This window comes from Glycomyces endophyticus (assembly GCF_039531525.1).
GTDB classification, from domain to species: domain Bacteria; phylum Actinomycetota; class Actinomycetes; order Mycobacteriales; family Micromonosporaceae; genus Glycomyces; species Glycomyces endophyticus.
This window is the reverse complement of sequence record NZ_BAAAQF010000001.1, coordinates 49,355-63,148: the sequence shown is the minus strand read 5'-3', so window position 1 is coordinate 63,148 and position 13,794 is coordinate 49,355. Positions and strand designations below refer to the sequence as shown.

At 75.6% G+C, this 13,794-nt stretch carries 11 protein-coding genes; 4 read left to right on the top strand and 7 right to left on the bottom strand.

The genetic code is table 11. The features are described from left to right. Positions 1–93 precede the first annotated feature (93 nt). The 4 genes from ABD419_RS00295 to ABD419_RS00280 all read left to right on the top strand — a co-directional run bounded on the left by ABD419_RS00295 (position 94) and on the right by ABD419_RS00280 (position 4,456). A complete protein-coding gene (locus ABD419_RS00295) occupies positions 94–780 on the top strand; it encodes a response regulator (protein WP_344480262.1) in 687 nt (228 codons plus the stop codon). Continuing rightward, entirely contained in the window at positions 780–2,012 is a 1,233-nt protein-coding gene (locus ABD419_RS00290; protein ID WP_344480259.1) for a sensor histidine kinase, read from the top strand. The genes ABD419_RS00295 and ABD419_RS00290 overlap by 1 nt, the downstream gene beginning before the upstream one ends. Before the next feature lie 348 nt (positions 2,013–2,360). Beyond that, the gene (locus ABD419_RS00285; protein WP_344480257.1) at positions 2,361–2,807 is read left to right on the top strand and encodes a DUF4383 domain-containing protein; all 447 of its coding nucleotides are present in this window, start codon (positions 2,361–2,363) and stop codon (positions 2,805–2,807) included. Positions 2,808–2,914: 107 nt separating this feature from the next. Beyond that, positions 2,915–4,456, top strand: a complete 1,542-nt coding sequence (locus ABD419_RS00280; RefSeq protein ID WP_344480255.1) for an SDR family oxidoreductase — start codon at positions 2,915–2,917, stop codon at positions 4,454–4,456. A gap of 3 nt (positions 4,457–4,459) precedes the next feature. On the opposite strand, the gene ABD419_RS00275 is transcribed toward ABD419_RS00280, so the two are convergent. The 7 genes from ABD419_RS00275 to aztB form a co-directional block, all read right to left on the bottom strand. Beyond that, entirely contained in the window at positions 4,460–7,822 is a 3,363-nt protein-coding gene (locus ABD419_RS00275; RefSeq protein ID WP_344480252.1) for a BTAD domain-containing putative transcriptional regulator, read from the bottom strand. A gap of 208 nt (positions 7,823–8,030) precedes the next feature. Then, on the bottom strand, positions 8,031–8,651 hold the full coding sequence (locus ABD419_RS00270) for a DUF4333 domain-containing protein (RefSeq protein ID WP_344480249.1): 621 nt from the start codon (positions 8,649–8,651) through the stop codon (positions 8,031–8,033). Between the two features lie 169 nt (positions 8,652–8,820). After that, a complete protein-coding gene (locus tag ABD419_RS00265; RefSeq protein WP_344480246.1) occupies positions 8,821–9,483 on the bottom strand; it encodes a hypothetical protein in 663 nt (220 codons plus the stop codon). A gap of 174 nt (positions 9,484–9,657) precedes the next feature. Beyond that, complete coding sequence (aztD, locus tag ABD419_RS00260) at positions 9,658–10,812, bottom strand: zinc metallochaperone AztD (protein WP_344480243.1); 1,155 nt, start codon at positions 10,810–10,812, stop codon at positions 9,658–9,660. Positions 10,813–10,868: 56 nt separating this feature from the next. Beyond that, on the bottom strand, positions 10,869–11,786 hold the full coding sequence (gene aztC, locus ABD419_RS00255) for a zinc ABC transporter substrate-binding protein AztC (protein ID WP_344480240.1): 918 nt from the start codon (positions 11,784–11,786) through the stop codon (positions 10,869–10,871). After that, a complete protein-coding gene (locus ABD419_RS00250) occupies positions 11,780–12,940 on the bottom strand; it encodes a PQQ-binding-like beta-propeller repeat protein (protein ID WP_344480237.1) in 1,161 nt (386 codons plus the stop codon). The genes aztC and ABD419_RS00250 overlap by 7 nt, the downstream gene beginning before the upstream one ends. Then, on the bottom strand, positions 12,941–13,789 hold the full coding sequence (gene aztB, locus ABD419_RS00245) for a zinc ABC transporter permease AztB (RefSeq protein ID WP_344480234.1): 849 nt from the start codon (positions 13,787–13,789) through the stop codon (positions 12,941–12,943). It abuts the gene before it with no gap. Positions 13,790–13,794 lie beyond the last annotated feature (5 nt).

The following is a 13,794-nucleotide window of genomic DNA, read 5'->3' as shown; positions in this document are numbered from 1 at the left end:
GCCGCCCCGCACGCCCGGCCGCAGTCCTTACGGTTCGCGAAAGTCTCGGCCGGCCGCGCGACGGACCCCGCCGCGATCGGGCATCGTTGCACCATGACCACCCGCGCCGAGCCCCGCGTCCTCGTCGTCGACGACGACCCCGCCCTCGCCGAGGTCGTCGCCCGCTACCTGCGCCGCGACGGATTCGAGGTCGACTACGCCGCCGACGGCGCCACCGGCCTGGACCGCGCCCTGGCGACCCTCCCCGACCTCGTCGTCCTCGACCTCATGATGCCGGGCCTCGACGGCTTCGAGGTGTGCCGGCGCCTGCGCGAGGCCACCGCCGTCCCGATCGTCATGCTCACCGCGCGCGGCGAGGAGACCGACCGCATCACCGGCCTCGACCTCGGCGCCGACGACTACGTCACCAAGCCGTTCTCCCCGGGCGAACTCGCCGCCCGCGTGCGCGCCGTCCTGCGCCGGACCGCGCCCCAGCCGCCCGCCGCGGTGCTCACCGCCGGCGGCGTCGCCGTCGACACCGCGATCCACCTCGCCGTCGGCGACGGCGCCCGGCTCGACCTCACCGCCAAGGAGTACGACCTGCTCGTGTGCTTCCTGTCCCACCCGGGACGCGCCTTCCGCCGCGAGGAGCTCCTGGAGTCGGTGTGGGGCTGGAGCATCGGCGACACCGCCACCGTCACCGTCCACGTGCGACGGCTGCGCGAGAAGATCGAGGACGACGCGTCCGCGCCCCGCCACCTCACCACCGTCCGCGGCGTCGGCTACCGGTGGGAGGCCTGATGCGCCGCCCGCCGAACCGGCGCGCGGGCTCGCTGCTCATCCTCGCCGTCGCACTCGCCGCGGCCACCGCGCTGGCGTTCGCGTTCGACTTCCCGCCGCGCGACATCGCCGTCCTCGTCGCCACCGCCGCGGTCGCCTCCGCGCTCGCCGGAGCCGCCGGCGGCGTCGTCCTGCGGCGGCTGCGGGGCCGCGGCGTGCGCGTCCAGACCATGACCGTGGCCCTCTCCTCGGTCCTGGTCGCCGCGACCGGCGTCGTCACCGCGGCGCTCGCCATGTTCATCTCCTACCACGACCTGGTGCTGCTCTTCGTGGTCCTCATCGTCGCCTCCGGGGTGGCCTTCGGCGCCGCCTGGCAGCTCGGCGACGACATCGGCGCCGGGGCCGAGCAGGTCGGCGCCTACGCCCGCACCATGGTCGGCGGCGACGGCCGCATCGCCGCGCCCCACGCCCCCGCCGTCACCGGCCCGGGCGAACTCGCCGCGCTCGCAGGGGAGCTCGCCGACGCCTCCCGCCGCCTCGACGAGTCCCGGCGGCGCGAGCGCGCCCTGGAGACCTCCCGGCGCGAACTCGTCGCCTGGGTCTCCCACGACCTGCGCGCCCCGCTCGCGACCATCCGCGCCATGGCCGAGGCCCTCGACGACGGCGTGGTCGACGACGACGCCGCCGTCAAGCGCTACCACGCCCAGATCCGCACCGACGCCGAACGCCTCTCGACGCTCGTCGACGACCTGTTCGAGCTGTCCCGCATCAACAGCGGCACCCTCCGGCTCGGACGCGAGCGGGTCGACCTCCGCGACGCCGTCGCCGACGCCCTCGCCGGAGCCGGCGCCGCCGCCGGTCTCAAGGGCGTCCGCGTCCTCGAACGCCTCGCCGCGCTCCCGCCCGCCGACGTCGCCGCCCGCGAGTGCCGCCGCGCCCTCGCCAACCTCCTCGACAACGCCGTCCGCCACACCTCCGCGGGCGGCACGGTCCTCGTCGAGGCCGCCGCCGAGCCCGGCGCCGCCGTGCTCTCCATTCAGGACGGATGCGGCGGCATCCCCGACGCCGACCTGCCCCGCGTCTTCGACATCGCCTTCCGCGGCGACGAGGCCCGCCACCGGGACGCCCGCGGCGGCGGCCTCGGACTCGCCATCACCCGCGGCCTCATCGAGGCGCACGCCGGGACCGTGACCGTCGCCAACACCGCGGGCGGCTGCCGCTTCACCGTCCGCCTCCCGGCCGGAGTCCGCTGACGGTCCGGGGTACGGGTTCCGGTGTCCGACCGGCTCAACCCCCCGTGCCTGGCATCGAATGATCGGTTCATCCCCAGGCACCGCGGCGCCGGCCGAGCACTCGACACGTCTGCCCCGCCGCTACGAGAAGATCTTCAACGACTGACCGGCCCCGGCCGGCGTCCACGACCGCGCGCCCCGCCGACGGCGGGGCGCGCTTCAGTGCGGGAGCCCTTCGAACGCCGCGCCGACGCGGCACCGGTGCGACCGCGCGCGGGAATTCGAGAAAACTGCGGATTCCGACCCATCCGGTCCGGCCGCGGCCACGAATACGCCTTGTATCGACCCGCACTACCCAAGGAGGCCGCAATGTCCTACTCGACCGCCCAGACGACCACGGGGCGCGCGCCGGTCCAGACCGTGACCCTGGTGATCGCGCTGGTCTTCACACTCGTGGGGGTGCTCGGGTTCGTCCCCGGCGTCACCACCGGATTCGACGCGATGACGTTCGCGGGCCACCACTCGGACGCGCGGCTGCTCGGCGTCTTCGAGGTGTCGGTCCTGCACAACGTCGTCCACCTGCTGTTCGGCGTCGTCGGATTCCTCATGGTCCGCACCGCGGCCGCGTCGGTCACCTACCTGCTCACCGGTGGGGCGATCTACCTCGTGCTGTGGCTGTACGGGCTGCTCATCGACCTCGACTCGGCCGCGAACTTCGTGCCCGTCAACGACGCCGACAACTGGCTCCACCTGGGCCTGGCCGTCGGCATGCTCGCCCTCGGCGCCCTCTTCGCGCGCCAGGCGAAGCGGGGCTGACCGCGCCGATTCCGCCGGACGCCGGGACCGGCGCCCGGCGGCGTGCGACGCTCGTCCGGAGGCGGCGGCCGGTTCCGGTCGCCGCGGCGAGAGACGGAGGCGCAGGCATGGGCGAATCGGACCTCACCGCGCCGAGCGGCGCGGAGCCGCTGTACCGCTGGACGCCCGCGACCGCGGGCGAGCCCGCGCCGATCGTGCTGCTCCTCGGCGCCACCGGCTACATCGGCGGACGCCTGCTCCCGCGCCTCCTCAACGCCGGGTACCGGGTCCGGGTCCTCACCAGGAGGCCCGAGCGGGCGCGCGGCTTCGCCGCCTCGGACGCCGTCGAGGTCGTCCAGGGCGACGCGACGGACCCCGGCGCGGTGCGCCGGGCGATGGACGGCGTCAGCCACGTCTACCACCTCGTCCACTCCATGACCGGCAACCGCGACTTCCGCCGCCTCGACCGGGCCATCGCCCACAACGTCGCCGCCGCCGCGGCCGCCGCGGGCGTGCGCCGCCTGGTCTACCTCGGCGGCCTCACCCCGCGCACCGGCCCCCTCTCCGCCCACCTGGCGTCCCGGCGCGAGGTCGGGGCGATCCTGCAGCGCTCCGGCGTCCCGGTGCTGGTGCTCCAGGCGGGCGTGGTCATCGGCTCGGGGTCGGCGTCGTTCGAGATGATCCGGCACCTGACCGAGGTGCTGCCGGTGATGCCCGCGCCCCGCTGGGTCCGCAACCGCATCCAGCCCATCGCGATCCGCGACGTCCTGCACTACCTGCTGCGCGCGCTGCACCTCGACGAGGATGTGCGCGGCGTCTACGACGTCGGCGGCCCCGACGTCCTGCGGTACGACCAGATGATGAACGGCTACGCGCGGCTCGCGCGCCTGCCGCGCCGCCGCATCTGGGCGCTGCCGGTCCTCACGCCCCGCCTCGCCTCGCACTGGGTCGGCCTCGTGACCCCGGTGCCCAGCAGCCTCGCGCGGCCGCTCGTCGAGTCGCTCCAGCACGACTGCGTCATGCACGACCACCGCATCGACCGGGTCATCGCGCCGCCGCCCGGCGGCCTCACCCCCTACCGCGAGGCGGTGGCGCTCGCGCTCGGCCGCATCGGGGTCGACCGGGTCGAGACGAGCTGGGTCGACGCCACCGTGGCGCGGGCCCCGAGCGACCCGCTGCCGAGCGACCCCGAGTGGGCCGGCCGGGTCGTCTTCACCGACGTGCGCGTGGTCGAGACGACCGCCAGCCGCGAGGACCTGTGGCGCGTCATCACCGGCATCGGCGGCGAGAACGGCTGGTACTCCACGCCGCTGCTGTGGGCGCTCCGCGGGTGGGGCGACCGCCTGTCCGGCGGGGTCGGCCTCCAGCGCGGCCGCCGCAGCAGGTCCACACTCCGGGTCGGCGACGCGATCGACTTCTGGCGGGTCGAGGTCTGCGACCCCGGACGGCTCCTGCGGCTGCGGGCCGAGATGCGCCTGCCCGGCCTCGCCTGGCTCGACCTGTCCTGCGAGACCGGCCCCTCCACCCGGTACCGGCAGCGGGCCGTGTTCTTCCCCCGCGGCCTCTCCGGCCGGCTCTACTGGTTCGCCGTCACCCCGTTCCACGGACTGGTGTTCTCCGGCATGGCCCGCCGCATCGTCACCCTCGCCGAAGGACGACGCGGCCGCTGACGCTCAGGCACCGTCCGGAGCCGCGTGCGGGACCCGCCCGGCGGGGTCGCGGAGCAGGTCCTCGACGCGCGCGGCCGGCGCCTCGGCCCCGGAGGCGCGGTAGGCGTCGGCCGCCGACCGCAGCAGCGCCCGGGCCGCGCCGCCGCCGGTGCAGCGCCCGAGCCGCTCCAGGGCCGCGGCCTCCAGCAGGCGGAACCCTTGCGCGCGAGCCGCTTCCAGCGCCCGCGCCGCGTGCCGCCGGGCCGCGGCGACACCGCCCGATCCGTGCAGGGCCCCGGCGAGGCCGACCGTCGCCCGCACCGCGAAGAACGGGTACTCCTCCGCCAGGCGCAGCGCCTCCTGGAACGCGGCGAGCGCGGCGGCGTGCTCGCCGCCGCTCAAATGCGCTTCGCCGAGCGTGCACAGCAGCGCCGCGCGGGTCCGCCCGCTGCCGCCGGCCCGCGCGAGGTCGCACCCCTGCTTCGCGTCGGCCACGGCCGCCGCGGCGTCCCCGCGGCCGGCGTGGAGCTGGCTCAACTCGTCCAGAACAGACAGTTCACCGTGGAGGTTCCCGACACTCCGGTACCCCTCCAGCGCTTCGCGCAGATGCGCCTCGGCCGCCGCCTCCCTTCCGATCTGGCGGAGCGCCATGCCGAGGTTGGTGAGGTTGGCGTGGACGGACGCGTCGCGCCCGGCCGCCCGGTTGACCTCCAGCGCGGCCGCGAAGTGCTCGGCCGCGTCCGCGAGACGCCCTTGATCGGCGCACATGGCGCCCAGCCCGTTCAAGGTCGCCGCGCGCACGTGCCCGGACGCGTCGTGCGCGCTCAGCTCCAGCGCCGCGCGGAAGGACGCCTCCGCCTCCGCGAGCCGCCCCTGCTCGGCGAGGACGAGACCGGTGCTGTGCCTGGCGTACGCGGCCGCCTCCCGCCAGCCGGCGGCGTCGGCCAGGCGCGCGCCGCACGCGTACGCGTCGAGCGCGTCCCCGTGCCGCCCCGCTGCCCACAGCGCCTGGCCGCGGTTCAGGTGCATCGCGGCCTGCGCGGCCCCGTCGCCGCCGGCGACGGCCGCTCGCAGCCCGGCGTCCGCGCACCGCAGCCACCGGTCCACCTGCCGCCGGATGAAGAAGTACCCGCGCAGCTGGTCGGAGAGCCGCCAGGAGCACCGCCGCTCCGCGGTGTCCGCGCACTGCTCCACGAGTGCGACGAGCGCGGGCGCCTCCTCGTCGAGCCAGGCCAGCGCCGCCTCGGCGGAGTCGAACACCGCCTCCCGGTCGTCGCACGCGGCGAGCCGCACGAGCTGCGGGTAGACCCATTCCATGGCGGCCGTGGCGCAGTGCAGGAGCCACGCGTGCAGATCGGACCGCGCCGCGTCCCGCTCCTCCGGCCCCTCCTCGGCGAGGAGCCCGGAGGCGTAGAGCCCCAAGAGGTCATGGTAGCGGAACCGGTCGGCCGTGAACTGGAGCAGCATGTTCGCGTCCAGCAGCTCCCCGAGGACGCGGTCCGCCGCCGCGGGCTCGACGTCGAGCAGCACCGCGGCCGCGGCCGCCCCGAACTCGTCCCCGGGATGCATGACGCACCAACGGAACGCGCGCTGCGCCTCGGCGCCGAGGTCGCGGTAGCCGATCCGGAAGCTCGCGAGCACGCCGAGCTCTCCGGCGCGCAGTTCCGAGAGGCGGCGGTCGGCGTGCCGCAGCCGCGCCACGAGGTCGGCCGCCGACCACGCCGGGCGGGTGGCGAGCCGCGCGCCCGCGATCCGCAGCGCCAGGGGCAGCAGACCGCACGCCTCCGCGAGCCGCCGCGCGGCGGTCGGGTCGGCGAGGATCCGCTGCGGACCGGCGGTCGCGGCCAGCAGGTCGAGGGCGTCGGCGGCCGGCAGCACCGGCACGTCGACCGCGACGGCGCCGACCAGTTCGGGGAACCGGCGCCGGCCGGTGACCAGGACGGCGCACTCGCCCGTGCCCGGCAGCAGCGGCGCCACCTGCGCCGCGTCCCGGGCGTTGTCGAGGACCATCAGCACCCGGCGTCCGGCCAGTTCACTGCGCAGCAGCGCCGCCGCCTCGGCCTCGTCGGCGCCGACGCGACGGCCGGGGACGCCGAGCGCCCGCAGGAAGCGGCCGAGGATCTCCAGCGGCGCGATCGCATCGCCCGCGACGCCGCGGAGGTCGGCGTACAGCTGCCCGTCCGGGAATCCGTCGCGCAGGAGCCGCGCCGCCTGGAGCGCGAGCGCGGTCTTGCCGACGCCGGCCGGGCCGCTGACGGCGACGACCCGCGCGGGCGGCTCGGTCCCGTCCGGCCCCGGCCCGAGCGCCTCGGTGACGACCGCGAGTTCGCGCTCGCGGCCCACGAAATCCGGGGGAGCGGCGGGGACCTGGCGGATCACGTTGCGGCGCAACGGCTTGACGCCTGGCAGGTCCTGCCTGAGCACGCCGCGGTGCGCGTCGCGGAGTCGCTCGCCGGGGTCGATGCCGAGCTGGTCGCGCAGCGAGGCGCGGACGCGGTCGTAGGCCGAGAGGGCCTCGGTCTGGCGTCCGGCCGCGGCGAGCGTCATGACCAGCTCGGCGTGCAGCGGCTCGTGGAGCTCCAGGCGGTGCGCGAGGCGGCGCAGGCGCGGCAGGACCTGCTCGCACTCGGCGAGCCCGCGCGCGGTCGCGGCGTAGTCGCGCAGCAGGTCCGCGTACTCCTCGGTCACGGCCGTCATCCGCGGGTCGTGGCGCAGCGCGTCCACATCGGTCTCGCCCCGCCACAGTCCGGCCGCCGCGGCGAACAACCCCAGCGCGCGTTCGGGATCGGTCTCGTTCCGGCCCGCGGCGGCGAGCTCCCGGAACCGGGCGAGGTCGAGGCGCTCAGGGCCCGCGAGGAGCCGGTACCCGCCCGCGGCGGCCTCGATCGCGCAGCCCGGGCGGATGAGCCGCCGCAGCCGCGCGATGTACGTGTACAGGAGGTTCACCGCCGTCGCGGGCCGCCGCTCGCCCCACACGAGGTCCATCAGCGCTTCGCGCCCCACGGTCTCCCCGGCGCTGAGCACGAGCCGCATGAGGATGCTCCGGGGCTTCTCCGCCGCGAACGGCACCACCGCGCCGTCGTGCCACACCGTGAGCGGTCCCAGCGCCCCGATGACCAGCTGCGACGCCGCCTCGGGCCGCGCGTGCCCGCTCACCGGACCCTCCAGACCGAAGGCGGTCCGGGACTCCTCAGCAGACAGCCCGAGCGCGGACGCCAGCCTGCGCGCCGACGCGCGCCGGGGCCGGCCGCTGCGGCCCTGCTCCAGGTCCCGGACGGCGGCGAGGCTGACGCCGGACCGCTCCGCGAGCTCGCGCTGCGTCAGCCCCGCGCGCTCGCGGTGTCGGCGTCGCAGTTCGCCAAGGGGTGCAACCGGTTCGGTCGCCACCTCATCCGGTCGGCCGTCGTTCGTTTCCGCCACTGCACCACCGCGTGAATCATCGTCGAGCCCGTCGTCTCGCTCATTCCACCGGTCGCAGGGGAGCGCGGCAAGGCATTCGACGGGCGGGACACCGGCGGGACTCCCCGCCGGTGCCCCGCCCGTCGATCGCGTTCCCGTCCGCACACCGAAGGGCGGGAACGCGACTCGCTCCGGATCAGCTCGCGGGCATGTCGGCGACCTCGATGTCGAACTCGAACTGCTCGCCCTCGATGCCCGTGACCGTGATGGTGACCTCGTACTCGGCGCCGGTGGCGGGGTCGATCAGCGAGCAGTAGGTCTGGCGGTCGACGTAGATGGTGAGGTTCACTTCGCCGCAGTCGATTTCGGGCCGCGAGCCCATCTGGCCCTCGAGCGCGTCGGCGGTGGCCTCGGCGAGGCGCGCCGCCTCGATCTCCAGGCTGCCGGCGTCGGCGGGCGGCGCGGAGCTCTCGGTTTCCGCGGGCTGGGACGACGCGTCGCCGTTCGGTTCGGAGGCCACCTGGACGTCGGCGTGCCACTCGTCGCCGTCGACGCCGGTGAACGTCACCGTGGCGTCGAACTCCGAGCCCGTCGCCGGGTCGGTCAGCACGCAGTCGACGTCGGCGCCCTCCTCGACGGCGATCGCGTCGTCGTCGCCGCAGTCGATCTCGGGCCGGGACCCGATCTCGCCTTCCAGGGCGTCCTCGGCGGCGTCGGCGACGTCCGCGGCGGTCACCGTCGCTCCGCCGAAGGTGCACGCGGCGAGTCCGAGGAGCGTGAGGGCGGCGGGCACGAGGGCGAGTGGTCGGGAGGGCATGGTGGGCCTTTCGGTTCGGGACTGGCTGCCGCGACAAGTCTGGCCTGCTCACCGGTCGGGGTCGAGGTTTTCGACCGGCGGGATACCGGCGGGATCGCCCGCGGCGGCCGCTCGGCCGACGGCGTCGGTGGTTGCGACAGGGGCCCGCCGCCGGCGGGCCCCCGCCGGGTCAGCGGGTCCGCGGGGACGCGCCCCGGGCGAGGCTGGCGCCGACGACGACGAGCGCGACCATGCACAGCAGGCGCCCCACCGGCAGGAGCGGGGAGGCGTAGAACCAGAGGAGCGACAGGACCGACAGGACCGCAGGGACGCCTGCGATCCGGCCCGTCACCCGGACCGGGCGCGTCCAGGCGTCCCCTCCGGTGAGGACGAGTACGAACAGGCCGAGCGCGACCACGTGGGCCGCGCCGCCGGCGTAGAAGCCCGCGTTCAGCAGTGCCACGACGGTGTCCGCCGAAGCGGAGGGCGCGACGAGGCCGGTCGTGATCGACAGGCCCGCCGAGAGCAGCATCGCGGCCACCGCGACGGCGCCGATCGCCGCGGCCGCCCGGCGGCGTCCGCCGACCCTGGTCGCCGGTCCGGCGACGACGACCGCGAGGCCGAGGACCGAGAGTCCCTGGAGGACTCCGGTCAGGATCGACGCGGTCGTGTTGGCGCGCAGGTAGTCGTACACCGCGTCCGGGGAGTCCCCGGGCAGCGGCATGGTCCCGGTGGCGACCGCGCCGGCCGCTACGTCGACGGCGAGGTAGCAGGCCAGGAACGCGATCGCGCCCAGCAGGGGTGCGGTCGTGCGCGTTCGGGTGAGCGGTGCGAGGGGTGCTGACTCGGTCATGTTGTGCGCCTTTCGAAGGATCGGCTCGTGCCGATGCCTCCACCTTCGCGGCCGCGGCCCGGACCGTCGTCGGAGCGGCGACGTATCCGCGCGTACTCGACCGGACGTACCCGCGCGGCGGACCGGCCCGCCGCGGCCCGGTGCGGATCGGGCTGCGGCGGGCCGGAAACGGAGCTAGACCCCGGTCAGTTCGTTGGCGGGCGCGGGCAGCGCCGCCTCCGCGGTGACCGCGCCGGTCGCGATGTCGACCGCGAGGAGGCGCTGCGCGGCCGGGTCGCTGATGTAGGCGGTGTCGCCGCGCACGAACACGGTCGGGCGGGCCTCCTGCCATTCGAGCGGCTCCTCCCAGGCGTCGATGACCGGGAACGAGGCGGTCACGGCCGCCTGCTCCATGTCGATGACGTGGAGCGCGCCGTCGGTGCCCAGGAGCAGGCCCTCGCCCTCGGGGCCGCGGGCCAGCGAGCGGAAGCTGTAGCTGGTGCCGACGTCCACGAGGGTCAACTCGGCGGTCTCGGTGTCGATGATCGAGACGCGCTCGGGGCGTTCGAGTTCGGCCTCGGGGTCCACTTTGTAGTCGCCGAGGACGAGCGGCGACTCCTCGTGGCCGCGCGAGTTGCCGATGCGGCCGTACGGGTCGGGGCTGGCGACCTTGGTGATCGCGCCGTCGCGGTAGACGAGCACGCCGTCCTCGCAGCCGACGACGATCGCCTCGTTCGCGGCGGCCGACTCCCCGTGCACGCCGGGGCACTCCTCGCTGCGGGTGAGCTCGTTCCGGTCGGCGTCGAGGACCGCGATGCCGGAGCGGGACTCCTCGGTCCCGAGGGTCACCAGGAGCTCGCCGTTCGCCAGCTCCACCGCGACCCCGTGGTGGGGGTGCTCGGTCGTGTAGGTCTCGTGCTCCGGCAGTCCGTCGCCCAGCTCCTGCGGGTCGAAGAGGGTCACCTCGCCGCTCCCGTCGGCGAAGAGGACGGTGACGCCGGCGTGGGTGACGACGTGGCCGGCCTCGGCGGCGGGGAACTCGTCGTCCGAGAGGGCCGCGGCGGCCGCGTCGAGGACCCGGAACCCGGTCGGGGTGGAGACGAGGACGTGCCGGCCGTCCCCGGCGGGGTTGAGCCGGTTGAAGCCCTCCAAAGGCAGGTCCTGGACGACTTCGAGCGTCTCGCTGTCGAGGACGTAGATCCCGCCGTCGTAGGTGGCGACGAGCGCGTCGTCCACTTCGACCGCGTCCGCGCCGGCCTCCTCGGCGGTGTCGGCGGCGGGGCCGCCGCACGCGGCGAGCACGAGCCCGGCGCTGAGCAGCGAAGGGACCCATAGGGTGCGAATTCTCATGTGCTTCCTCTTCTATGTGGGGAGGAGGGTCCGGGCGGACCCTCCGGCGGGGGCGTTCACTGCGGGGCGAGGCCGCCGGCGATGGCCTCGGCGTTGCCCGCGGCCATCTCGAGGTAGGTTCCGGCGCCCTGGCCGGGTTCGGTGAGCGACTCGGTGAACAGCGGCACGATCGCGATGTCGAGGCCGGTCTCCTCGGCCATGGCCTCGATGAGGCGCTCGGGCTGGGAGGCGTCGGCGAACACGACGGCGACGCCGGAGGCGGCCACGGCGTCGGCGAGTCCTTTGAGGTCGGAGCCGCTGGGGGAGGCGAGCGTGGTGCCGCTGGGGATGACCGCGCCGATCACCTCGAAGTCGTATCGCCGGGCCAGGTAGCCGAAGACGTGGTGGTTGGTGACGAGCTTGCGGCGCTCGTCGGGGATCGCGCCGAACAGGGCGGCGGTGCGGTCGTGGAGGTCCTCGACCTCCGCGCGGTACGCGTCGGCGTTCGCGCGCACCCGGTCGGCGTCGACCCCCGGGACGTGTGCGACCACCTGTTCGGCGATGATCCCGACCGCCTCGGCCACGCGCACCGGGTCGGTCCAGAAGTGCGGGTCGGGAAGCCCGGCGCTCTCGTCGGCGGCGTACTCGATCGGGTCGACCAGCTCGCCGACGGCGAGGTCGGGCACGCCGGTCGCCGCGGCCGCCTCGACGTGGGCGAGCACGCCCTCCTCGAGGCCGAGTCCGTTGTGCACCAGCAGGGCCGCCCGCTCCAGGGACGCGGCCTGCCGCGCCGAGACGCCGAAGGAGTGCGGGTCGGCGCCGGCCGCCATGAGGACCTGGACCTCGGCCTGGTCGCCGACGACGTTCCGCACCAGGTCGCCGAGGATGTTCGTGGTGACGACGACGCCGGAGGCCCCGGACCCGGCGCCCGTGCAGCCCGCGGCGGCGAGGACCGGCAGTGCGACCAGGGCGCGTCGCGTGAGTGCGGCTACCATCCCGTCTCCACCATGAGGTCGGGCCGGAAGCCGAGGTCGAAGGTGCGCGCCAGGCGCAGGTCGTCGCGGTAGTCGATCTCGTGGACCGCACCTCCGTTCGGGTCGCTGACGTACGCGCGGGCGGTGTCGACCTGGATGGCCGGCGCGGCGCCGCCGCCGAGCGCGACGATCGGCTCGGTCCGCGCGAGCGGCGCGCCCGTGGCCGGGTCGAACGACGACAGCGCGCCGTCCCCGGTGAGCACCAGGACCGGCGTGTCCTCGCCGGTCGCGACGACCGCGACCGGGTCCGCGACGTCGAGCGCGGTCCACTTGCGCCCCTTGACGTCCAGCACCAGGACCCCGCCGTCGTCGCCCGTCGCGGCCAGCACCGCGGCGCCGGCGCGGTGGTGGAACCCGCCGTCGACGCCGCCGCCCGCCGGGTACGGGATCTTCTCGGCCGTCAGCCCGCCCTCGCCGGAGACCAGCAGGGCCCCGTCGGCGCACGCGATCACCGCGCCGCGCCGGGTGACCGCGGGCGCGTGGGGATCGGCGCACGTCTCGGCGAACTCGGCCTCCTCGGTCCCGTCGCGGCCCAGCACCCGGACCGCGCCGTCCCCGACCGCGAGCAGCCGCTGGTCGTACGGGAGCACGACCTGCGCGCCGACCGTCGCCGCCGGCTCGATCGCGCCCGACTCCAGCGACGCGCGGTCGAGCGGAAGCGCGCCGTCCGCGGCGTTCAGGACCGTCACGGCCGGGTCGCCGACCGCGGTGTACCCGGTGCCGTCGATCTCGCCGACCGACCGGGGTTCGGCCCGGTAGTAGTGCACGTGGTCGCCGTGGTCGACGGTCCAGACCCCGCTGTCGACGACGGTGGTGCCCGCGTCGCCGGACACGTAGACGAAGCGCCCGTCGGTGGTCGCGGCCGCCGCGCCGGGAACGGATCCGATCGCCACCGCCTCCTCCGTCACCGGGTCCAGGAGCCGGACCTCGCCGGTGGCGGCCTCGGCGACGACGAGCCGCCACTGCGCCTCGGCGGTCTCCTCGGCGCCCTCGACGAAGCCGTGCGGGGTGGGCGAGGCGTCGGCGGCGGGCGCCTCGGGCCCGCTGGAGCAGCCCGCGAGGAGCGCGCAGCCCGCGAGGGCGGCGGCCGCTCGGGCTCGGGTGGGCAGCGGCATTCAGTGTCCTTTCAGGGCGGTGAGTCGGAAGCGGACGCGTCGGTGCGCGGCCGAGGCCAGCGCCGACGCGAAGAAGCAGGCGACCGCGAGTCCGGCGATGGTGGCCCCGGCGGCGGTCCCGGCGTGCCAGGAGATCAGCAGCCCGCCCGCGGTGGCGGCCGCGCCGATGACCGCGGCGCCGGCCATGACGACCGGGATCCGGTCGGCCCACAGGCACATCGCGGCGGGCGGCGCGATGAGCAGGCCGAAGACGAGCAGCGTGCCGACCACGTGGAAGGACGCCGCGATCGCGAGCGTCAGCAGGGCGACCATGAGCGCCTGCGCCAGGCCGGGCCGCAGCCCGAGGGTGGCGGCCTTGCGCCGGTCGAACGCCAGCGCCGTGAAGGCCCGGTGGCCCGCGGTCGCGAGCAGGAGCGCCGCGGCCAGCGCGCCCGCGAGCACGGCCAGGTCGACGTTCCTGACGGCCAGCACGTCGCCGAACAGGAAGCCGGTGAGGTCCACGGCGAACGACTGCGAGCGGGAGACGATGACGACGCCCGCGGCGAGCATGCCGACGAAGAGCAGGCCGATGCCGGTGTCCTGCGAGAGCCGCGGGGAGCGCGACAGCGCGGTGACGCCGAGGGCCATCGCGACCGCGCTGAGCGCGGCCCCGAGCAGGAGGTTCCCGCCGAGGAGCGCGGCGACCGCGACGCCCGGCAGCATCCCGTGCGACATCGCGTCGCTCATGAACGCCATGCCGCGCAGCACGACCCACGTGCCCGCCAGTCCGCAGACCGCGGAGACGAGGATCCCGCCCCACAGCGCCCGCGCCACGAATCCGACCTCGAAGGGCCCGGTCAACCATTCCACGGCCA